Genomic DNA, 23,569 nt, shown 5'->3' with positions numbered 1-23,569 from the left:
TTACAAGTCAAGTACACAAAATGACAATAAAACCATGAGAAGTCTTGCGACCTTATGGAACCATTTTGTTTACATAATTTTCTCCAAAAACAAAAAAGCCGGCTTACGCCGGCGAATAATTATGTATTTACAGTTCATTAAGCCCGAGAACATCAGTCATGGTATAAAAACCTGCTGGCTTAGCATGCAACCAAACTGCGGCTTTTACCGCCCCATTAGCAAAGGTCATTCGGTCGGTCGCTTTATGAGTAATCTCAACGCGTTCACCAATGTCAGCAAACATTGCAGTATGTTCACCTACAATATCCCCAGCACGGATCGTAGCAAAACCAATTTCATCTTTTGTTCGCTCACCCGTAATACCTTCACGAGCGTAAACGGCAACATCGCTTAGCTTATTGCCCATCGCTCCTGCGATCGCTTCCCCCATACCAATCGCGGTACCAGACGGAGCATCAACTTTGTGGCGGTGATGCGCTTCAACAATCTCAATATCACAGTAATCCCCCATCACTTTGGCCGCTTTCTCGAGAAGCTTAAAGACAAGGTTCACACCGACTGAATAGTTAGGAGCCATCACAACTGGCACTTGCTTCGCAGCAGCATCGATCAATTCACGCTCTTCTTCGCTAAAGCCAGTCGTGCCAATGACGATACTCTTGCCATGTTGTTTGCAAAGCTCTAGATTCGCTAGCGTGCTCACTGGAGCCGTAAAGTCGATAACAACATCGAAGTTGTCGACCTCTTTTGCTAAATCATCCGTCAGAAAGACATCAAACTTACCTTCACCGCACAACTCACCAACATCTACGCCAACTAGCGAAGACTCTGGACGTTCAGATCCCGCAGTCACGGATGCCTCTGAGTTTAAATGCGATGCTTTAACTAGGTTGCGACCCATGCGGCCAGCAGCTCCTGCAATTGCAATACGAACCATTGCGCTTTCTCTCCTTCTCTGGATAAACGAGGCTTGCCTCGTCCTCTTTCGTTTCGCCGAATCTTTTTAAACTAACAATATCCCGTGTTAACCACAAGATAGTTCGCAGCGAGTTAAGAAAACTCTTTAATCACTCGCTCTAGAATCGGTACGTTTGCCTCTGGGAAGGTGTAATCAAGTAATGCAGCAACATCAACCCAACGTCCTTCTTGACCTTCGCGACCATAAGGTTGGTTATCGAACTGAGATACTGTCATGAAATCAAACTTCAAAGACTTTTCTGGATAGTCATATTCCAAGTGTTCAAATAGGGATTGCTCTGTCACTGTGATACCAATCTCTTCTTCCAGCTCACGAATCATCGCTTGCTCAACACTTTCACCTTGCTCTACTTTGCCACCAGGGAACTCCCAGAATCCTCCTTTGTGTTTGTCATCTGGACGTTTAGTGATGAAGATTTGCGATTTATCTTGGTTAAAGATGATTGCCGCAACAATATGAATTCTTTTCATTAGATTCGTTCCTAGATCCATCGATACAAAAAGAGCCGCCTAAGCGACTCTTTATCAATATTTTCGGACTGTATTAGTCAATTTTCCCGTGGCACTGTTTGTACTTTTTACCACTGCCACATGGACAAGGCTCATTACGACCCACTTTACGCTCTTCACGAACCATTGGTTGGTTAGACGTTTCTTCAGACTCTTCGCCTTCAGTTAGTGGGTTTTGTGCTGCTGCGTGTTGAGCTTGGGCACGACGAGCTGCTTCTTCAGCTTGCGCGCGACGTTGCTCTTCCATACGCTCAACTTCTTCTTGTTGTTGAACACGTACGCGAGATAGCACGGTAATCACATCCGTCTTAAGCGCTTCTAGTAGACCTTCAAACAGTTCAAACGACTCACGCTTGTACTCTTGTTTCGGGTTCTTCTGCGCATAACCACGTAGGTGAATACCTTGACGTAGGTGATCCATTGCCGCTAGATGCTCTTTCCAAAGCGTATCTAGCGTTTGAAGCATAACTGACTTCTCGAAGTTGCGAAGTACTTGCGCACCGACTACTTCTTCTTTCGCTTTGTAGACTTCAACTGCTAGGTTGATGATCTTCTCACGCAACGCTTCTTCGTATAGCTTGTCGTCTTCTTCAAGCCATTGCTTAATAGGCGCATCTAGATCGAAGTCCGCTTTCAAGCGCTCTTGAAGACCTTCCACATCCCACATATCTTCTAGAGATTGTGGTGGAATGTATTCATCGATGATCGCAGTAACAACATCTTCACGGTTTTGTTCGATCATATCGCTAATGTCGTCAACGCTCATTAGCTCATCACGTAATTCGTAAACTACTTTACGCTGATCATTTGCTACATCATCGTATTCAAGAAGCTGTTTACGGATGTCGAAGTTACGACCTTCCACTTTACGTTGTGCTTTTTCGATTGAACGAGACAACATCTTAGATTCAATCGCCTCACCTTCTTCCATACCGCTTTGGATAAGGCTAGCCATACGATCTGAAGTGAAGATACGTAGTAGTGAATCTTCCATCGATAGGTAGAAACGAGATGAACCTGCGTCACCTTGGCGACCTGAACGACCACGTAACTGGTTATCGATACGACGAGATTCGTGACGCTCAGTACCAATGATGTGCAGACCACCTGATTCTAGTACTTGATCGTGAACTTGTTTCCACTCAGCTTTGATAGCATCGATCTGTTCTTTGGTTGGATCTTGAAGCGCTTCGACTTTCGCTTGCCAGCTACCACCCAACACGATATCCGTACCACGACCAGCCATGTTAGTCGCGATCGTTACCGCACCAGGTGTACCCGCTTCTGCAACGATCTCTGCTTCGCGCTCGTGGAACTTAGCGTTCAGTACATTGTGTTTAATCTTAGCTTTCTTAAGTGCGTTAGAGAGTAGCTCTGATTTCTCGATAGAAACCGTACCTACTAGAGATGGTTGACCTTTCTCTACGCGCTCTTTGATGTCTTCGATAATTGCAGCGAATTTCTCAGCTTCAGTACGGTAAACTACGTCTGGCATATCGTTACGGATCATAGGTTTGTTGGTTGGGATAACCACTGTCTCTAGACCGTAAATCGATTGGAATTCGAATGCTTCTGTATCCGCTGTACCTGTCATACCTGACAGTTTTTCGTATAGGCGGAAGTAGTTCTGGAAGGTGATCGATGCCAGCGTTTGGTTTTCGTTTTGAATCTTAACGCCTTCTTTCGCTTCAACCGCTTGATGAAGACCTTCAGACCAACGACGACCCGGCATTGTACGACCGGTATGTTCATCGACGATCACAACTTCGCCGTCATCATTGACGATGTAATCTACATTGCGTTCAAACAATACGTGTGCACGAAGCGCTGCATTAACGTGGTGCAGTAGGCTGATGTTAGTTGGAGAGTAAAGTGTATCGCCCTCTTCCATCAGACCATTTTTCACCATTAGTTCTTCAACGAATTCTTGACCCGTTTCCGTTAAGTGAACTTGTTTAGATTTCTCATCAACCGTGTAGTGACCGTCGCCGCGGTATTCTTCAGAGTCTTCTTTATCTTGCTTTTGAAGATTTGGAATAAGCAGGTTAATACGAGTGTATAGATCCGAGCTATCTTCTGCTGGACCAGAGATGATCAGAGGAGTGCGAGCTTCATCGATAAGGATTGAGTCCACTTCATCGACAACTGCGAAAAAGCGTTCACGTTGAACACGGTCTTCATTGCGGAAAGCCATGTTGTCACGTAGGTAGTCAAAGCCAAACTCGTTGTTTGTACCGTAAAGGATATCAGCTTGGTAAGCTTCTTTTTTCGCTTGAGGAGGCATGTTTGGCACGTTCACGCCAACTATCATACCTAAGAATTCAAATAGTGGACGGTTAGTCTCAGCATCACGTGTTGCTAGGTAGTCGTTCACTGTGACTACGTGTACACCTTTACCTGGAAGTGCGTTTAGGTAAGCAGGAAGGGTTGCAGTTAAAGTTTTACCTTCACCAGTGCGCATTTCCGCAATTTGACCGCCGTTCAGTACCATACCACCGATAAGCTGAACGTCGAAGTGACGCATACCGTAAACACGCTTAGATGCTTCACGAACCGTAGCAAAAGCTTCTGGAAGTAGCTTATCAAGAGTCTCACCTTGCTCTAGGCGCTCACGGAACTCAACAGTTTTCGCTTTTAGCTCTTCATCAGAAAGTGCTTCGAACGTTGGTTCGTAGTTATTAATCTCTTTTACAATTTTTCTAAGGCGGCGCAGTGTTCGGTCGTTGCGACTGCCAATTACTTTTGTCAGTAGCTTAGTTATCATTTTTCGTGAATCTCTCTTTAATCAGACCGTTCCCGATCTACTCGTAATGCCTTCAGTCTCTGCCAGTTTGGAACTAAGAATACTGAGATAAATCATTTATCAAAGATATTGAGTTCAAACATCCATATTTCAAGGCTAAATTTTGAATCAATGTGGCTTAGTGTAAGGATTTTTCGTCGATACAACCATAAATAGACGTATTTGTTTGAAGCACTCGTAAGTTTTTAGACAAACTGATGATGTATTAGCCACTATTACCCCCTCATCAAAGCGCAAAGTCGGTATTTTATAGGCCATTCTTTAGAAGAATCAGCCTCTAGTGGCTAAGTTCAAATCGTCGCTATGAGCTGAAGATAAAGGCAATAATGTAAACCATCGCCCAGTAGAAAGCTGCTTTTGAATACCCATATCTCAACAAAATTAGATTTTACCTATGTAAGATCATAATTTTATCGCCTTCACTTAAAAAGGATCCTAAGTTTGGTGTTCAACGTTAAAAGATCATAATGGTAAGAAAAGGATCGGCAACGCCTTGCCAAGCGGTAAAAAGTGGCAATGTTTCACTATTCGCCATTGCCATTTCTAATAGGCATTTACAGGACATCTGTATTCATTGAAAGTAATATCTTCATAGAAGATCGTTGAACGATCATTTGCAGAACGCTTCACATGCTGCCAAAAGCCTATGTCAAACAAAGCGTACGTCAGAAAACATAGACTCAACATTCAGATACTAAAAAGCCAGGCATTGCCTGGCTTTTTTAATCTGTTTGCGCTGTTTATTACGCTAAAACCATGTTTGGTTCTGCAAAAGCAACTGGTGAACCCACTTCTTCTTCGAATGTTGTCCATTCCCATGCTTCTTGATCCGCAAGAACTGCACGTAGAAGTTGGTTGTTTAGACCGTGACCTGATTTGAAAGCACGGAACTCACCGATAATGGCATGACCACACATGTAAAGGTCACCAATAGCATCTAGTACTTTGTGAGTAACAAACTCATTATCAAAGCGTAGACCTTCTTCGTTAAGAATACGGTAATCATCCAGTACAATTGCATTATCGAAACTACCACCAAGAACTAAGTTCTGAGATTGTAAGTATTCAATATCACGCATGAAACCAAACGTACGTGCGCGAGAAATTTCACGAACGAAACCTTGAGATGAGAAATCAAACAGAAGACGTTGCTCGTCTGATTCAATCGCAGGGTGGTTAAAGTCGATTTCGAAGTCCATACGGAAGCCATTAAATGGAACAAACTCTGCCCACTTATCGCCATCTTCAAAACGAACTGGTTTCTTAATACGAATAAAACGCTTAGGTGCATTTTGCGTTTCAACACCAGCTTGCTGTAGCAGGTATACAAACGGGCTTGCACTGCCATCCATAATTGGAATTTCAGGAGCGTCTACTTCGACAATAATATTGTCGATACCCATACCAGCAAGTGCTGCATTCAAGTGTTCTACAGTTGAAATTCGCACGCCTTCATCGTTCACCAATGCTGTACATAGCATAGTGTCACGAACAGACGCTGGGTCAGCTGGAAAATCTACAGGTGGGTTTACATCTGTACGACGGTAAATGATACCTGTGTTTGCAGCAGCTGGGCGCAGAGTAAGTGTGACTTTACGACCAGAGTGGAGACCCACACCAGTTGTTTTCACTATTTCTTTCAGAGTACGTTGTCTGATCATCTGCTTGCCTCTCTAAAATATGCTACAAAACACGGTCGTCTGTAACGTCGACCGTGAATGCTACCATAATCTTGAGCTATGTCAAATTTATGGGTTAAAGATTAATCAGCCTGACGACGCAAAAATGCCGGGATATCTAAATAACCACTTTCCTTCTCTTGCTTAGGAGCGGCAGAACTCTGCCCCGCAGAAGCTGGAGAAGAAGAAACTGTGTTTGTCGGCTGAGGAGTTACCTGTGGCTTCTCTTGCACTGGAGTAGTTTGCAAAGTCTGTGCCGGTTTCTCTTCAGCTTGTGGTGCAGCAGCTTGCTGTTGTGGTTGAGCTTGCGGAGTCGCAGTTGGTGCTACTTTCGCTTTGCCACCAGCAACTAGCGTAATGTCTGGTTTTTTCTCGTTGCCGATACCTGTCGCAACAACTGTTACGCGGATTTCATCAGTCATATCTGGGTCTAGAGAAGTACCGATAACTACGGTTGCATTGTCAGAAGCAAATGCTTTCACTGTGTTACCAACAGTCTCAAACTCATCAAGACGCATATCCAGACCTGCAGTGATGTTAACAAGAACACCACGAGCACCAGCTAGATCGATGTCTTCTAGAAGTGGGCTAGAAATTGCCATTTCCGCTGCCTCTTCTGCACGATCTTCGCCTTTCGCGATACCGCTACCCATCATTGCGTGACCCATTTCAGACATCACAGTACGTACGTCTGCAAAGTCGACGTTGATCATGCCAGGGCGAGTAATTAGCTCCGCAATACCTTGAACAGCGTTCTTAAGAACGTCGTTCGCACTTGCGAAAGCTTCTAATAGCGTTACACCACGACCAAGTACTTTAAGTAGCTTTTCGTTTGGAATTGTGATCAAAGAGTCAACATGCTTAGACAGCTCATCGATACCTTGCTCAGCAAATGCCAAACGCTTTTTGCCTTCAAAGCTGAACGGTTTTGTTACGACCGCAACAGTAAGAATGCCAAGCTCTTTAGCTACTTCAGCAATAACAGGTGCTGCACCAGTACCTGTACCGCCACCCATACCTGCTGCGATAAACACCATATCGGCACCAGTTAGGGAATCTTTAATTCTATCTCTGTCTTCGAGAGCTGCCTCACGGCCGACCTGTGGATTCGCACCTGCACCCAGACCTTTAGTGATATCACCACCAATCTGAATGACATTGCCAACGCTTGTCTTACGAAGTGCTTGCGCATCAGTGTTGACGCTGATGAATTCCACACCTTCGATGGATTCACGCACCATGTGTTCAACGGCGTTACCACCGCCGCCACCAACTCCAACGACCTTGATTACTGCATCGTCAGACATTTCCATCATCGGTTCAAACATGTGTTGTCTCCGTTTATCCTGCAACTCAGGTTAAAACTCTTTTTGTATCCAATTACGCAATTTACCGAAAAAGCCAGTAACAGATGAGCGCTTAGGTTCATTATAATCGCTATCGTCGCTAGACTGCATGTCTCTTGCGTAATGAAGTAATCCAACTGCCGTAGAATGGTACGGCTCTTTTACATAGTCAGTTAACCCGCTGACTTCAAGCGGTTTGCCAACCCTTACTTGGTTGCGGAATACGCGTTCCGCACATTCTACCACTCCTTCGATTTGCGCAGCACCGCCGGTAAGAACTACACCCGCAGCGAGATGGTGCTTAATGCCCTCTTCGCGCAATTTCGCTTGTACAGAGTCGATAGTTTGGTTAACCAGTCCCATAAGCTCAGAGTATCGTGGTTCAATCACTTCTGACAACGTCTGACGTTGCAGACTACGTGAAGGTCGACCACCTACGCTAGGAACGTTAACCGTGTCATCCTTACTGACTAGTTCGCTCAAGGCACAGCCATATTTGACTTTTATTTCTTCAGCATCGCTCACTGGCGTACCAAAAGCAAAAGCAATATCGCTAGTTACTGCATTTCCTGCGTAAGAAAATACTTCAGTGTGACGTAACGCACCACCGGTCCAGATAGAAATGTCCATCGTGCCGGCACCGATATCAACCACACAAACCCCAAGCTCTCTTTCATCCTCGGTGATCACTGCATTACTTGCAGCAAGCCCAGAAAACACAAGTTGCTCTACTTTAAGACCACAACGTTCTACAGCCTTAATAATATTGCGTGCCATATCATTATGGCATGAGATCAAATGGACACTGACTTCCATTCTCACTCCTGATAAACCAAGTGGGTTTTTAATGCCCTCTTGGTAGTCGATGGTGAACTCTTGTGGAATCACATGAAGGATTCGTTGTTCATCACCGATTTTAATCGATTTTGCAGTATGGATAGCGCGATCCATATCTTCCTGAGACACTTCCTCATCAGATATGGTGCCCATGCCTTTTTCAATTCGGCTTGCGATATGCTTACCAGACAACGAAATAAATACTCGGCTGATTTGGCATTCCGCCATCAACTCAGCTTGATCAATTGCGCGTTGTACTGATTTTACAACCGACTCCAAATCATTCACGCCGCCTTTATCCATGCCACGTGAAGGGCTGCTACCCGCACCAATAATATTTATTTGGCCATCCGGTAGAATCTCACCCACTAGAGCTGATACGGTTGCAGTGCCTATATCAAGACCAACAATAATGTTGTCATCAGCGGCCTTAGTCATTCGTACTCTCTTGTTCTAACTCATGTTCAGGGAACCAACCAACTGCGGCTCCCGTATCGTACCTAAGATCGATATAACTGATTCTTTGAGTGTCACTGCCGAGCTTGTTATAAAGCAAAAAGAAGCGCTCTATCCGCTCATCCAGAGACTCTTTACCGAGCTCTAGTCGAATACCGTTATCAAGGATGATCTGCCAAGCTCGTCGTTCGTTTAACACTAATGACGAAATAGCCAGCCCCAACGTTTGGAACTTAGGACGGAGATCGCGATAGGTTTGCAAAACTTCCGGTCCAGTCTCATTGGGACCATATAACTTAACTTTTTCTTCCTTTAGCAGGCCAACATCACCATTAAATACTAAGCCATTAGCATCTAACAGCTCATTGCCATTCCAGATGGCAACGGGTTGATGTTCTGTCAAAAATACTTTTACCGTGTCTGGCCATTGCTTACGAATCGCAGCATGCGCGACCCATGGAAGGGCTTCGACACTTTGCTGCAACACATCAATGTCTTGAGACATAAAGGTGCCAATATGATCAATTTGTCCAAACGCGGCTTGCACATCGTCTGCTGTGACATACTCCAGTTTTCCCTGAAGCACAATTTTGGAGAGAGGTAACCTTTGGTCATCCCACATCCAACTGATCGCTGAGTACAAAACAGAACTAATTAAGGTCACCACAACAAAGAAAAATAGCGCACCCAAGATTTTATCTTGACGACCACGGTTATTGTCCGTGTTAAGTCGCTCTTCATTCAGTGCAATATTCAACAACGTCTTCGTTTCCTGACTTTTGTCCTGTACTTTTCACCGTGTTAGTACACATTGGCAAAAGCATTGACTTTAACCTTGGGATTATACTGAGCTCTTGTAAACTATCAAACACTGATAGTGATAAATCACAACGTTCTTGACGCAAAATCGAGATCTAGGTCTTTCTCTGCACTTTGCGCCCGTCCCTATTGTTAGCCAAGCATCTTATTTATATTCAATTCAAGAGCAGCAAGCTGCTTGGCAACTTTACCAACATCACCTGCGCCTTGAGTCAAAATCAGGTCGCCATCTTGTATAACGTTAGCCAAAACTGAAGGTAATTGCTCGATTTCTGGGACAAAAATTGGATCGACCTTTCCGCGACTACGAATAGTGCGGCATAAAGCACGTCCATCCGCGCCGGCAATCGGTTTTTCGCCCGCTGCGTATACATCCAACATGATCAGAACATCCACTTGCTCCAGCACATTCGCAAAGTCATCGTATAAGTCACGGGTACGGCTATAACGATGAGGCTGGAAAATCATGACGAGACGTTTATCCTGCCAGCCGCTGCGTGCTGCGTTAATCGTCACGTCCACTTCTGTTGGGTGATGACCATAGTCATCGACAAGCATTGCATGACCATTACCAGTATCGAACTCGCCTAAATGATCAAATCGACGACCTGTACCTTGTGTACCCGCCATTGCTTTTAAGATCGCTTCATCACTGATGTCGTCTTCTGTAGCAACCGCAATCGCTGCAGATGCGTTCAATGCGTTATGGCGACCAGGGATGTTCAGCGTGATATCCAGGTTTGCACGACCTTCGCGAACCACAGTGAACTTGCCCTGTTGACCTTCTTGATGGTAATTCTCTATGCGCACATCAGCGTCTTCAGAGAAGCCGTAAGTTATCACTTGGCGACTAATACGTGGAATAAGCTCACGAATGACTGGATCGTCAATACAGACAATAGCTTGACCATAAAACGGCAAGTTGTGAAGAAAATCGATGAATGTCTGCTTCAACGTTTCGAAATCGCCACCGTAAGTATCCATGTGGTCAGCTTCGATGTTCGTCACGATGCTTACCATAGGTTGTAGGTGCAAAAATGAAGCATCACTTTCATCTGCTTCTGCAATCAGAATTCGGCTCGAACCTAAGCGTGCATTTGTACCTGCACTCTTAACTAAACCACCGTTAACAAACGTTGGGTCAAGACCTGCTTCAGAATAGATTTGCGTAACTAGAGCAGTCGTCGTCGTTTTACCGTGTGTACCCGCAACAGCAATCCCGTGACGGAAGCGCATTAATTCAGCAAGCATCTCAGCTCGACGCACGATAGGGATACGCAACTCACGTGCTGCCATCACTTCTGGGTTTTCTTCGTTGATCGCGGTTGAAACCACAACAACACTGGCTTTTTCAACATTACTTGCTTGGTGACCGATAAATACCGTCGCACCTTTTGATACTAAACGCTCTGTCACTGGGTTCTCTGATAAATCAGAGCCTGTGATTTGGTAGCCTTCGTTCAACAGCACTTCTGCAATGCCGCTCATGCCCGCACCACCAATACCGATGAAGTGGATGGATTTCACGCGGCGCATCTCTGGCACCATTGCGCGAATCTGAGCTAAGTCTTGTGTATGTTGGATAGTCATCAATTCTATTCTCAATAATTCGTTAACGCTTTTCGGTCAAAGCGACAATGGCTTGTGCGACAACTCGGTCCGCATTCAATTTTGCAGCGCCACGCGCTTGCTCTGCCATTGTAAGTAAAGCATGTCGATCCAATTGTTGGATCTGCTGAGTCAGTGACTCAACGGTTAAATCTGGTTGTTCAATCATTTTCGCTGCACCGCAATCGACTAAGTGGTCTGCATTTAATGCTTGCTGACGGTCTTTATGCATAAACGGAACGAAGATAGCACCCACACCAGCAGCAGACACTTCAGATACCGTTAGCGCGCCTGAGCGACAAACCAGTAAGTCTGCCCACGCATAAGCTTGCGCCACATCATCGATAAACTCTGTTACCTCTGCATTCACCACGCCATTGGCTTGGTATGCTGCGTTGACTTCTTCCGCTGCGCCTTTGCCCGCTTGATGGCGAATAATGTAATCTTGACCCAATTTCGCCATCACTTCTGGCAGAGTTTGGTTAAGAATGCGTGCGCCTTGGCTGCCACCCATAACCAGAATGCGAATAGGGCCTTGGCGTTCTTGCATGCGTTCGGTTGGCGCGGTTAATTGAGTCACGTCTTCACGAACTGGGTTACCAACCACTTCGGCATTTGGAAAAGCGCCCGGGAAAGCTTGAAAAACCTTCTTAGCGATTTTTGATAACCATTGGTTCGTTAAACCTGCTACTGCATTTTGCTCGTGCAATACAACAGGGATTCCGCTCACCCAAGCCGCAATACCACCGGGACCACTGACATAGCCGCCCATGCCCAGCACAGCATCGGGTTGCCAGCGCTTCATATGAGTGCGAGCTTGCATGATGGCATTAATAATCTGAAATGGTGCCGCAAGAAGACGCTTAACGCCTTGACCTCGTAGACCTTTTACTTTGATAAAGTCGATTTCGATACCGTGTTTTGGCACCAAATCAGCTTCCATTCTATCCGCGGTACCCAACCAGCGAATTTCCCAGCCTTGCTCTTGTAGCTGCTTAGCTACCGCTAGACCAGGGAATACGTGACCGCCAGTACCACCAGCCATCACCATCAAACGTTTATTTTTCTTCATCGACTTGTTGTTCTGATTCTTTCTTGCCGTGCTTTAAACGGCATTCATGATCGATACGCAGCAAGATAGACACCGCCACGGACATAATAATAAGACTCGAACCACCATAACTGATCAGTGGAAGAGTAAGACCTTTGGTTGGAACGATACCGGCAGCAGCGCCGACGTTAACCAACGTCTGAAAGGCAAACCAAATACCAATACCAAATGCGAGGTAACCACCAAACATTTCGCCTTCTTCGAACGCTCGTTTGCCAATGTAAACCGCTTTAAGCACCAAGCTGAAAATCAGCATTAGCACTAACACGACACCAACAAAACCCAGCTCTTCAGCCAGTACCGCAAACACGAAGTCAGTGTGCGCTTCAGGTAGGTATTCAAGTTTTTGGATTGAGTTACCAAGACCTTGACCAAACCACTCACCACGACCAAATGCCATTAAAGATTGCGTTAGCTGATAACCACTACCGAACGGGTCTTCCCAAGGGTCTAAGAACGAAGTGACACGACGAATACGGTATGGCTCGACCAAAATCAAGCCAACAACAGCCGCAATACCGGCAATCATTAGAGCCAAGAACTGTGTCAGCTTCGCCCCTGCAATGAACAACATGCCAAATAAGGTCACCAACATTACAACCACAGTACCTAAATCGGGCTGCCCCAGGAGCAATACTGCGAAGAAAGCAAATACCATGATTGGCTTCATAAATCCGCCAAAGAAAGTCTGACGGACCTCGTCTTGCTTACGTACTAAATAACCAGACATGAAGACAAATAGCGAGAGCTTGGCGACTTCGGCAGGCTGCAAGTTAAACAGACCGAGAGGAATCCAACGCGATGCACCGTTAACCGACTTACCTGCTAGCAGTACAATGATCAGTAACCCGAAAGAGAGCCAAAGAAGATAATGACTTCTCTTAAACCACTGCTCTAATGGCACTTGCAGAATTACGGAAGAGACACCTATCGCGAGTACAAGAAAGGTTGCATGACGGAACATGAAATGAAATGGCTGATCCGTCAAACGAGAGCTGATTGGAAATGATGCTGATGTCACCATCACCAAACCCGTTAACATCAAACCCAACGCAATCCATACAAGCTGACGATCAAAAAGCGCCTCAGGTGCAGGATGCTTAAGCCAAGTACCAATGCTGCGTTTAACGTTACCTAAACCCACGAAGTGTGTGACCTTTAATTATGCGTATTTCTCGGCAAGAGCTGCGAATGCGTCACCTCTTGCCATAAAGTTGTCGAATTGATCAAAGCTAGCACATGCCGGAGACAGCATCACCATATCACCCGTTTTTAACTGCGAAGATATCTGTTGAATCACATCTTCCATGGTGTCGAAACGAGTTGCTGATTCGTGCAGTGGCATAAATTCATCGCCATCAGCGCCAAAACAGCAAAGTTGCAGGTTCAGTGTCGCGAAGATCGGTTTTAGTGGAGCGAAATCCGCACCTTTACCAACACCACCAACGAGCAAGTACAGTTTGCCCGTCGACTCTAAACCAGAAAGCGCTGCCATAGTGCTCGCAATATTGGTCGCTTTTGAGTCATTCACCCATTTTACGCCACGATTATCCGCAACCACTTGGCATCGATGTGTCAAACCCGTGTAAGTTTTAAGTGCATTCAATGATTTGTGATAATCCACACCTGCCGCTTTAAGCAGTGCAAGTACGACTAGAGCATTGGCTAAATTGTGCTTACCAACCAGCTTTAGCTCATCACTAGCAATGACACGCTGACCATGATCGAGCAACCAAGTACGATTGCCATCCAATTCAAGGCCGTAAGCTTGCTCATCGCTCCCGAATGTCACTAACGGCATATCAATATCAGGGAAGGTCTCTTGGTCATCTCGATTTACAACTGCCAGTTCTGCATGGTTGAAAATACGCAATTTAGCTTGTCGATAATCCGCCATACCGTCATAACGATCCATGTGATCTTCAGAAAGGTTTAGAAACGCAGCGGCTTTGAGTTTTAAGCTCGACGTAGTTTCTAATTGGAAGCTGGACAATTCAAGGACATACAAATCTGCATCTTGCTCTAGCAAATCAAGAGCAGGAACACCGATATTGCCACCGACACCTACCGTTAGACCTGCGGCTTTCGCCATGACACCAGTTAAGTCCGTTACTGTGCTTTTACCGTTAGAGCCAGTAATCGCAATAACAGGTTTATCGGCGGCCCAAGCGAAGAGTTCAATATCGCCAACAACTGGCGTCCCTTTCGCAAGGATGACTTGAATTTCTGGTGTCGCCAAAGCAATGCCGGGATTAGTCACCACTAAGTCAGCTTCTGCAAGCCACTCAGTATTCCACCCGCCACTGTGCAATTCGACTTGCTCAGGCAAGCGTTCAGCCCCAGGAGGGTTAGTACGCGTATCAATGACTTTGACCGCTAGTTGCGGTTGTGTTTTTGTTAGGTGTTTAACGACAGAGAGCCCGGTAATACCGAGCCCTACAACAACAACCTTATGTATGTTTTGCCAACGTTCCATATTTGCTCACGCAATTTGTCTTATTCTTGGAAAATGCGATTAACGCACTTTCAGTGTCGCTAGACCAATCAGAACAAGAACCATAGAAATAATCCAGAAACGCACGATTACGCGAGGCTCTGGCCAACCTTTCAATTCGTAGTGATGGTGAATCGGTGCCATACGGAAAATACGTTGACCACGTAGCTTGTACGAACCTACCTGTAGGATTACCGACAGTGTTTCCATTACAAACACACCACCCATGATCACCAATACCAACTCTTGACGAACAAGTACTGCGATCGTACCAAGCGCACCACCAAGAGCAAGTGAACCAACATCACCCATAAACACTTGCGCTGGGTATGTGTTGAACCACAAGAAACCAAGACCCGCACCAACAATTGCCGTACATACAACTACCAACTCAGATGCGTGTGGTAGATATGGAATGTGGAGGTATTCTGAGAAGTTAACGTTACCCGTCGCCCACGCAATCACGGCAAAGCCGGCTGCAACTAAAACGGTCGGCATAATTGCCAAGCCATCCAGACCATCGGTTAGGTTTACCGCATTACTGGTACCCACAATCACAAAGTAAGTGAGGATAATGTACATGAAACCAAGTTGCGGCATGATGTCTTTGAAGAACGGCACAACAAGTTGAGTAGCGGCTGTGTCTTTGCCATAAGCGTACAACGCAAACGCCACAACAAATGCAATCAACGACTGCCAGAAGTACTTCCAACGAGCAATCAAACCATCGGTGTTCTTACGAACGACCTTACGATAATCGTCGACAAAGCCAATCGCACCATAACCTAACAACACGGTTAGTACTGCCCATACGTAAGGGTTTGATAAGTCAGTCCACAAAAGAATGGTGATAGAAATAGCTGCCAAAATCATGATACCGCCCATCGTTGGGGTACCACGCTTGCTAAAGTGGGATTCTGGACCTTCGTTACGGACAACCTGACCAATTTGTAGCATCTGTAGACGCTTGATCATGATAGGTCCCATCCATAGGGATAAACCTAAAGCGGTTAATACGCTGAGTATTGCTCGAAAAGAGAGGTATTCAAACAATCGGAAAAAAGATAGGTATGGCTGTAGCAGCTCGGCAAGCCAAATAATCATTAATAATACTCCTTCAAAGCAGCAGCGACTTCAAACATACGTGCACCGTTCGCCCCTTTCACCAACATCGTGTGATGCTCAGGAGCCGCTTGGTCTAGATGCTGCTTGATGTAGTCAATCATCTCTTGATGTGTCTCAAAATGGATGCCGTCGCAGAGTTCGCTAATAACCCTTGCATCTGCACCATACGTGAGAACATGTTCAAATTTTTGTGGGGCAGCATGTTCCCCGACTTGACGATGAAGTGCAAGACTTTCCTCACCCAACTCCGCCATATTGCCTAAAATCAACCAACGTTGTCCTTGAAATGCCGCTAGCAAATCAACAGCAGCCTTCATTGCGGGAACACTTGCGTTGTAGCTGTCGTCAATCAGTTTGATCTTGTCGCTCAGCTCTTCCACTTCGACACGACCTTTAACTTTATTAAGATGCTTAAGACCAGCTCGAACCTCTTCTAAGGTCGCTCCCATTTGCAGTGCAATGATAGATGCGGCAATTGCGTTAGACACGTTGTGTTGACCAATAATACCCAGAGACAGTTCAATTTCTTGTGAACCTGCGGCGATATGTAAGTCAAAGCTTGCTTCACCTGCGGCGTTCATCACGATATTTGTCGCATAAAAGTCAGCGTTTGTGTTGCTTTGTGAGAAAGTAATCACCTTCTTATCAGCGAGAACACCCTCCCACTTAGCTTCACCATGACTGTCTAAGTTCACAATCGCGACGCCACCAGCGGAAAGCCCTTGGTAGATCTCTCCTTTTGCTTGCTTCACTCCATCAATCGAACCAAAGCCTTCAAGGTGTGCTGCAGCTACGTTGTTAACAAGGGCCATATCGGGTTTAACTAATTGAGTAGTATAAGCAATCTCACCAATGTGGTTTGCTCCAAGCTCAATCACAGCGTAGTCATCGTTTTTTTGCGAACGTAATAGTGTCAGCGGAACGCCGATGTCATTATTAAAGTTACCCGCAGTAAATAACACCTGACCTTTCAATTGTAAGATGCTTGCGACCATCTCTTTTACTGTGGTTTTTCCACAACTTCCGGTGATCGCAACCGTTGGTGTTTGACATGATTGGTGAACCCACGCAGCAACTTCGCCCAATGCTATCTTACTATCAGCAACAACAACTTGAGGCACATTCACATTAAGTGTTTTTTGCACCAATAGTGCCCCAGCACCAGACTCTACGGCTTGTTCACAGAAATCATGAGCATCAAAACGCTCACCGACTAAAGCAACAAATAGTGCCCCTAGGTCGATTGTGCGAGTATCAGTAGAAACAGATTCGATGGCAACGTCATTGCCAACCAATTCACCACCTGTGATTTCAGCAATTTGAGAAAGCGTTACGGTGATCATGATCAAAGCCCCAATAATGTCATGGCTGACTCGCGGTCAGAGTAGTGAATGGTTCCAGAATTTAGAACTTGATAGTCTTCATGACCTTTACCAGCCAGAAGAATAATGTCTTGAGAAGAGGCATTTTCAAGTGCATAAGACAGTGCTTTGAAGCGGTCGTGTTGCACAATAGCATCAGCTGGCTTAGTTAACCCTGCCAGCATATCTTTCATGATAAGAGCCGGATCTTCACTGCGTGGATTGTCGTCCGTCAGAACCACTTTATCACCCAAACGCTCGGCAATTTCCGCCATCATTGGGCGTTTTCCAGCATCACGATCGCCCCCACAACCGAAGATCGCCCAAAGATTACCTTGGCAATGAACACGAAGCGCTTGCAGCGCTTTTTCCAAAGCATCAGGTGTATGAGCATAATCCACAACCACTTTCGCGCACTCTTCCGCTTGAAACAGTTCCATTCGACCAAGTACAGGCTGCAACTGTGCAGCCGTTGCAAGCAAGCTCTGTTTATCGAAACCTAGGCTAAGCAACGTTGTAAATGCCAACATTAGGTTCGCTGCATTAAATTCTCCGATCAGCGGAGCATGTAATGTGCCCTCACCAAACTTGCCGCTAAACTCAATCGTAATGCCTGATTCTGCATAAGCAATATGATTAGCAAACACTGTATGCGCAAAATCTGTCGTTGGTTTGAGTGATACGGCTAGAGCATTAGGAAGCTGCTTCGCCCAAGTTGCACCGACTACATCGTCTACATTGATGATTGCGTGTTCGCATTGATGGGCTGTAAATAGGGTAAGTTTAGCTTTAGCGTACTCTTCCATAGTGCCGTGGTAGTCTAGATGATCTCGGCTTAGGTTAGTAAATACACCCGCAGCGAAAGACAGAGCCTTAACACGACCTTGAATCAGACCGTGGGAAGAAACCTCAAGCGCAGTGTATTGCGCTTTTTGCTCAGCGAGGGAAGCAAGTGTCTTTTGGATTTCAACGGCGTTGCCCGTTGTATTTGCAGCTTCTTGCAGGTTATCAAGGAAACCATTACCCGTTGTACCCATAACCGCTGCTTTTGCACCGACTAAATCAATCCACTGAGCAATCAGTTGAGTGATGGTGGTTTTTCCGTTCGTACCTGTGACACCAATCAGCTCCATATTTGGATAGTGGTACAACTGACCCGCAATTTGAGATAAGCATTTGTCTAATGCATCAAGATAAACAACTGGTACGTCGTTAATGATCTCAATCGAGCCATGCGCTTTTACATCACAGGCTTGAGCGATAACCGCGTTCGCTCCTTGTTCAATTGCTGTTGGGATAAACTGACGTCCATCGACAACATGACCGATAATGGCAACAAACGTGGTACCAGATTGAACTCTTCGGCTATCGAGTTCCAATTCAGAGACAAGGATAGAGGACAAGCTAGGGCAATCTACCCAAGCGGAAAGCAGCGTGTCCATACTGATGGCTTTAGTCATATATGTTCTCCGAGCATGCGCTCAGCTTTCTTCATTTTGTTTCTTAGCAGACTTATAAGCCTACTGTTGGAATTTATTTTCGTCAGGGGCAACATTCAAGATTTGCAGCGCACCTTTCATGATTTCGGAAAAGACAGGAGATGCTACTGAACCACCGTAGTAATCATCACCTTGTGGCTCATTCACAATCACTACCAACGCAATTCGCGGGTCGCTCACAGGCGCAAGACCAGCGGTATATGTAATGTATTCATCACTATAGCCACCTGCTGTCGCTTTACGTGACGTACCGGTTTTTGCCCCGACTCGGTAACCTGGAACAGCCGCTCTTCGAGCTGAACCACCTTTTTGTGTTACCGTCTCTAGCATATCTAACACTTGACGAGCATGCTCTTTGCTCACCACTTGGCGTGACATATCGTTATCGTTACTTTCGATAATATGAATCGGTTCGTATTTTCCTAAGTTGCCTAGCGTCGCGTACGCATGAGCAAGCTGAATTGGCGTGATGGATAAGCCGTAACCAAAAGAAATCGTTGCTCGCTCAATAGGAGACCAACGAGAGCGGCTTGGGAAAATACCGGTCACCTCACCAACCAAGTTCAAGCCGGACAATTCGCCCAAACCAACAGAGCTATACAAACCCAATAACGCTTCCACTGGCATTCGCATCGCAAGCTTGGTCACACCGATATTACTCGATTTTTTCAAAATCTTGGTCAGGCTTGCTTTACCTACTTTGGACACGTCACGAACACGGCTACCACCGAGTTGAAGAATGCCATTTCCGGTATCGACAATCGTATCTTTGTCCGCCACACCATTTTCTAAAGCGGCTAAGATCACGAATGGCTTAATCGTCGAACCAGGCTCCATTGAGTCGGTAATAACTCGGTTACGCATCTTGTAGCTTTGCCAGTCGCTGCGGTTATTTGGGTTATAAGATGGCGCATTCACCATCGCCAACACGGCACCTGTTTTTACATCAAGCATTACTGCAGAGCCGGAAGTTGCACGGTGATCGGCTACAGCTTGCTTAATTGCGCGATACGCGATGGCTTGCAGTCTTTGGTCAATGGTCAGTTGCAGCGGCTTACCTTCTTGCTTCTCTTCCAAAGCAATGTTCTCGACGACACGACCATAACGGTCTTTACGAATGGTTTTCTTACCCGCAGCGCCAGTCAGCCATTCATCGTAGCTACGTTCAACACCTTCTAAACCATGTCCATCAATGCCTGTTACACCGACTAAGTGGGCACTAACTTCACCTGCGGGATAGTAACGACGAGATTCGGATTTCAACCCCACACCCGGCAGCTTTAACTCTCGAATGTAGTTCGCCATCGCTGGACTTACTTGACGTTGAAGGTAAATAAAACGGCGGGATTCGTTCTTCTTAATTTTGTTAATCAGACCTTGGCGATCTAAGCCAAGCACGTCGGCAAGTGCGTACCAACTCTTAGTTTGCTGCAGTGCGCCTTCTTTAAAGATGGTTTTCGGGTCTGCCCAAACGGCTTCTACCGGTACGCTCACTGCCAGCGGTTCACCGTTACGGTCAGAGATGATCCCACGCGCGGAAGGAATGGCTTTTACACGGATAGAACGAAGATCACCTTGCTTGATAAGGTTGTCTGGCTCGATGATTTGAATGTAAGCCACGCGCCCAACGAGAAGAGCGAAGGCACAGAAGACAAAAAACAGCAGCAAGTGAAAACGCCAGCGAATCAAAAATGACTCTGGTTCTGCCGTTACTTCTGTTTCTTTTGTTTCTTTGGTGGGTTGCGGTTTTGCTGCAGAAACTTTCTTTTCTTTTGCAGCAGACTTGCGCGTATTTCCTTGTTTAGATTTGGCTTTCTTTCCAATCATTTTAGCGTGATAACCACTTCTTTATCGCCATCTGGTCGTTTCATTTCAAGATCCTTCTTTGCCAAGTCTTGAACGCGACTGTGTTCTGCGAGAGCTGTTTCTTCCAACATTAGGTTGCGCCATTCGCTGTCCAATCGCTCCCGCTCAACCAATGTATGATCTTTTTCAGTGATCGCTTGACGCGCATGGTGGGTTGCAAACACCACTCCCATTGCGGTTGCGAAGATCAAAATCATCAACAACAACGACCAGCGACCGACGGTAATCAAATCCGTCGCTATCAACTTAGCAAGGTTAGGAGTGGTTTTCGTCATAATAATTAAAGCTTTTCTGCAATTCTTAGCACTGAGCTTCGAGAACGCGGGTTCATGTCAATTTCTTGCTTAGTTGGTTTGATTGCTTTACCAACAGGCTTCATGTTTGCACTACCCAGAGCACGAATTTGCTCTTCTGTCATTGGAATACCGTGTGGCACTTCTGGACCTTTACTCTCTTTACGAATAAAGCGTTTTACCATACGGTCCTCTAAAGAGTGGAAACTGATCACTGATAAACGTCCCTCTGGAGCCAAGATGCTCGCAGCGCCTTTTAGTGCTGTATCAATTTCTTCTAATTCACTGTTGATGTAAATACGAAACGCCTGAAAAGCACGAGTCGCTGGGTGTTTTTTCTCTTTGAAACTCTTTGGAGCGGCATCCGAGATCAATTTAGCTAATTGACCAGTACGAACCATAGGCTCGTTTTCTTCATCTTCGCGGTATGCCACGATCGCTTTCGCTATGCGACGTGCGTGTTTGTCTTCACCGAACTCGCGAATGACCCAAGTAATGTCATCCAAATCCGCTTCCATCAACCATTGAGAAACAGGGATACCTGATGTTGGGTCCATACGCATATCTAGTGGACCATCTTTCATAAAGCTAAAGCCACGCTCAGCATCATCTAACTGTGGAGAAGACACGCCAAGATCAAGCAGGACACCGTCAACTTTACCAACTAAACCGTATTCTTCTGCATACTTCGCCATACCAGAAAATGGACCATGAATGATGGTAAAACGAGGGTCGTCGATTTTGCTCGCTTCTGCGATAGCCTGTGGATCACGGTCGATACTGTATAGACGACCATTCTCCCCGAGCTTCGACAAGATAGTTCGGCTGTGACCGCCACGGCCAAATGTTCCATCGATATAGATACCATCGGGTTTGATAGCCAAGCCATCAATGGATTCATTTAATAACACTGAGATATGTTGAAATGTTTCGGTCATAGCTTTCTCGTTGAATGATCTTGAAGCGATTCTTTAGTGTACTGATTTCCCACATCATCGCCACCTCAAGTCTAAAGTTAGACGTGATTCAGCGCCAAGTTTATTGGTAATGACATAGTTTGCGTCAATAAAATGCAAAAAACCCATCACTACCGAAGTAGGGATGGGTCTCGAATAGGTGGAGCCGACACATAAGCCGGGTTCTGTTCCGCTTGCGCGGCGGTAGCCATTCGTCTAGGCCAGCAATCACTCACTGGCTCGAGCAACCTACCCGCCTCCTTACGCGAGCAACGCAATGTGGAGGCCTATTTGGTCTTGCTTCAGGTGGAGTTTACCCTGCTACGAACTATTACTAGTCGTCCGGTGCGCTCTTACCGCACCCTTTCACCCTTACCTGTGCCCTAAGGCCATCGGCGGTCTTCTCTCTGCTGCACTTGTCGTAGGCTTGCGCCCCCCAGGCGTTACCTGGCACCTTGCTCTATGAAGCCCGGACTTTCCTCCCCTTTGTCAGTCTCCCGAAGGACGTCAACGTCAGTCTCCCAAAGGGACTTCGACGTCAGTCTCCCGAAGGACATCAACAAAGCAGCGACTACCCAGTCAGCTCCGATGGCGGATTGTATAGAGTTATCCCTTCTGAGTCTAGTGAGATCACAGATATGATGAAATGAGGATGTTAATTGCTCAGAAAACAAACAAGAATACTCAAATTTGGGGAACATTGCGTTGCCGAATTCGAGAACCGGGAGCGCGATACTCCGAAGAGAGAACGTTGTAGGTAAGCTTAGAAAATAAAAAGGAGAACCGAGTTGATGGTTCTCCTTTCAGACAGAAATTCACTTAAGATAAATGAACGTCTTGGGATATATTGATAGCTGAGCGCAGGATTAAGACCGCTATATTCTCGAGTCTCACCTCCAGAAGCGAAGCGTTTCCAAAGTGCCGGCGTTCGTTCTAGAAGCTTTTAACCCAGATTCTCCAAGCCCCACTTATATAAAGCATTCTTCTTCAAACTGTAGATTTCAGCGGCAAGCGCAGCGGCTTTCTTCAATGGTAACTCTTTAGTCAAGATGCCCAATGTACGCGTCGCTTCATCAGGTAGGCTCTCTTCCGTTGAATCTCGGTGACCATGAATCAGCAATACCATCTCACCACGTTGTTGGTTATCGTCACTCTTCACCCACTCAATCAACTCACCAAGAGGCATTCCTTGAATAGTTTCAAAGGTTTTGGTTAGTTCACGAGCCAATACCACTTCACGTTCTGGACCAAGAACGTCTAACATATCTTGTAGAGAGTCTAAAATACGATGCGGAGATTCGTAGAAGATACAAGTACGTTCAACAGAAGCAATCTCCAAGAACTTGTCTTTACGACCTTTACTTTTCGGTGGTAAGAAGCCTTCGAAACTGAATCGGTCAGATGGTAGACCTGAAGCACTTAACGCAGTGATGACCGCACACGCACCAGGAAGAGGCACAACTCTTACGCCCGCTTGACGACATTTTGTCACCAAATGGTATCCTGGATCGCTTATTAGCGGCGTACCAGCGTCAGAAACCAATGCGATAGACTGACCTGACAGTAGCTTTTCAACTAGAACTTGTGCTTTTTGTTGCTCGTTGTGATCATGCAGCGCAAAAGTTTTGGTTTGGATATTGAAGTGAGACAGTAATTTGCCTGTATGTCGAGTATCCTCAGCGGCAATGATGTCCACATTCGACAGAACTTCGATAGCACGTTGAGTGATATCCGCTAAATTTCCGATTGGAGTCGGTACGATGTATAGAGTTGGCCCCTCATTCGGCAACTTATTTTTATCTGTCATTTGTTTACCATCACTTCAACG

18 protein-coding genes and 1 other RNA gene are annotated in these 23,569 nt (G+C 45.9%); all 19 read right to left on the bottom strand.

The window, feature by feature from the left end:
* Positions 1-127: 127 nt before the first annotated feature.
* The 19 genes from dapB to rsmI all read right to left on the bottom strand — a co-directional run bounded on the left by dapB (position 128) and on the right by rsmI (position 23,548).
* The gene (dapB, locus tag NL647_RS15910) at positions 128-937 is read right to left on the bottom strand and encodes a 4-hydroxy-tetrahydrodipicolinate reductase (RefSeq protein WP_009702641.1); all 810 of its coding nucleotides are present in this window, start codon (positions 935-937) and stop codon (positions 128-130) included.
* A gap of 113 nt (positions 938-1,050) precedes the next feature.
* Positions 1,051-1,449 (bottom strand): 8-oxo-dGTP diphosphatase MutT, encoded by a 399-nt coding sequence (gene mutT, locus NL647_RS15905; RefSeq protein ID WP_009697612.1) that lies wholly within the window; start codon positions 1,447-1,449, stop codon positions 1,051-1,053.
* 73 nt (positions 1,450-1,522) lie between these two features.
* Positions 1,523-4,252, bottom strand: a complete 2,730-nt coding sequence (gene secA, locus NL647_RS15900; RefSeq protein WP_253650384.1) for a preprotein translocase subunit SecA — start codon at positions 4,250-4,252, stop codon at positions 1,523-1,525.
* A 782-nt stretch (positions 4,253-5,034) separates the two neighbouring features.
* Positions 5,035-5,952, bottom strand: a complete 918-nt coding sequence (gene lpxC, locus NL647_RS15895; RefSeq protein ID WP_005447804.1) for a UDP-3-O-acyl-N-acetylglucosamine deacetylase — start codon at positions 5,950-5,952, stop codon at positions 5,035-5,037.
* 101 nt (positions 5,953-6,053) lie between these two features.
* Entirely contained in the window at positions 6,054-7,298 is a 1,245-nt protein-coding gene (gene ftsZ / locus NL647_RS15890; protein WP_009697610.1) for a cell division protein FtsZ, read from the bottom strand.
* Between the two features lie 30 nt (positions 7,299-7,328).
* Complete coding sequence (gene ftsA, locus NL647_RS15885; protein ID WP_005447800.1) at positions 7,329-8,591, bottom strand: cell division protein FtsA; 1,263 nt, start codon at positions 8,589-8,591, stop codon at positions 7,329-7,331.
* The gene (locus NL647_RS15880) at positions 8,584-9,369 is read right to left on the bottom strand and encodes a cell division protein FtsQ/DivIB (RefSeq protein WP_009697609.1); all 786 of its coding nucleotides are present in this window, start codon (positions 9,367-9,369) and stop codon (positions 8,584-8,586) included. The genes ftsA and NL647_RS15880 overlap by 8 nt, the downstream gene beginning before the upstream one ends.
* 191 nt (positions 9,370-9,560) lie before the next feature.
* Positions 9,561-11,018, bottom strand: a complete 1,458-nt coding sequence (gene murC, locus NL647_RS15875; RefSeq protein ID WP_005447797.1) for a UDP-N-acetylmuramate--L-alanine ligase — start codon at positions 11,016-11,018, stop codon at positions 9,561-9,563.
* 22 nt (positions 11,019-11,040) lie between these two features.
* On the bottom strand, positions 11,041-12,108 hold the full coding sequence (murG, locus tag NL647_RS15870) for an undecaprenyldiphospho-muramoylpentapeptide beta-N-acetylglucosaminyltransferase (protein ID WP_029788783.1): 1,068 nt from the start codon (positions 12,106-12,108) through the stop codon (positions 11,041-11,043).
* Positions 12,095-13,291: a cell division protein FtsW gene (ftsW, locus tag NL647_RS15865; protein WP_005447794.1), complete on the bottom strand. Its 1,197-nt coding sequence runs from the start codon at positions 13,289-13,291 to the stop codon at positions 12,095-12,097. The genes murG and ftsW overlap by 14 nt, the downstream gene beginning before the upstream one ends.
* A gap of 18 nt (positions 13,292-13,309) precedes the next feature.
* Entirely contained in the window at positions 13,310-14,623 is a 1,314-nt protein-coding gene (gene murD, locus NL647_RS15860) for a UDP-N-acetylmuramoyl-L-alanine--D-glutamate ligase (protein WP_253650383.1), read from the bottom strand.
* A 39-nt stretch (positions 14,624-14,662) separates the two neighbouring features.
* Positions 14,663-15,745, bottom strand: a complete 1,083-nt coding sequence (gene mraY / locus NL647_RS15855) for a phospho-N-acetylmuramoyl-pentapeptide-transferase (protein WP_005447790.1) — start codon at positions 15,743-15,745, stop codon at positions 14,663-14,665.
* Positions 15,745-17,109: a UDP-N-acetylmuramoyl-tripeptide--D-alanyl-D-alanine ligase gene (gene murF / locus NL647_RS15850; RefSeq protein WP_005447788.1), complete on the bottom strand. Its 1,365-nt coding sequence runs from the start codon at positions 17,107-17,109 to the stop codon at positions 15,745-15,747. Before murF ends, mraY begins: the two co-directional genes overlap by 1 nt.
* A 2-nt stretch (positions 17,110-17,111) precedes the next feature.
* Positions 17,112-18,587 (bottom strand): UDP-N-acetylmuramoyl-L-alanyl-D-glutamate--2,6-diaminopimelate ligase, encoded by a 1,476-nt coding sequence (murE, locus tag NL647_RS15845; RefSeq protein WP_050934694.1) that lies wholly within the window; start codon positions 18,585-18,587, stop codon positions 17,112-17,114.
* Between the two features lie 60 nt (positions 18,588-18,647).
* Complete coding sequence (locus tag NL647_RS15840; protein WP_005447785.1) at positions 18,648-20,453, bottom strand: peptidoglycan glycosyltransferase FtsI; 1,806 nt, start codon at positions 20,451-20,453, stop codon at positions 18,648-18,650.
* On the bottom strand, positions 20,450-20,767 hold the full coding sequence (ftsL, locus tag NL647_RS15835) for a cell division protein FtsL (RefSeq protein WP_005428577.1): 318 nt from the start codon (positions 20,765-20,767) through the stop codon (positions 20,450-20,452). Before ftsL ends, NL647_RS15840 begins: the two co-directional genes overlap by 4 nt.
* 5 nt (positions 20,768-20,772) lie before the next feature.
* Complete coding sequence (rsmH, locus tag NL647_RS15830; protein WP_005447784.1) at positions 20,773-21,723, bottom strand: 16S rRNA (cytosine(1402)-N(4))-methyltransferase RsmH; 951 nt, start codon at positions 21,721-21,723, stop codon at positions 20,773-20,775.
* A gap of 176 nt (positions 21,724-21,899) precedes the next feature.
* Positions 21,900-22,328: RNase P RNA component class A (rnpB, locus tag NL647_RS15825), an RNA gene on the bottom strand.
* A gap of 356 nt (positions 22,329-22,684) precedes the next feature.
* Complete coding sequence (gene rsmI, locus NL647_RS15820) at positions 22,685-23,548, bottom strand: 16S rRNA (cytidine(1402)-2'-O)-methyltransferase (RefSeq protein WP_005447783.1); 864 nt, start codon at positions 23,546-23,548, stop codon at positions 22,685-22,687.
* Positions 23,549-23,569: the final 21 nt, after the last annotated feature.

Origin of the sequence: Vibrio sp. Y29_XK_CS5 (assembly GCF_024181835.1) — a bacterium.
In the GTDB taxonomy this organism is placed as follows: Bacteria; Pseudomonadota; Gammaproteobacteria; order Enterobacterales; family Vibrionaceae; genus Vibrio; species Vibrio harveyi.
The sequence above is the reverse complement of the archived record's forward strand: the minus strand, read 5'-3'. Positions and strand labels throughout refer to the sequence as shown.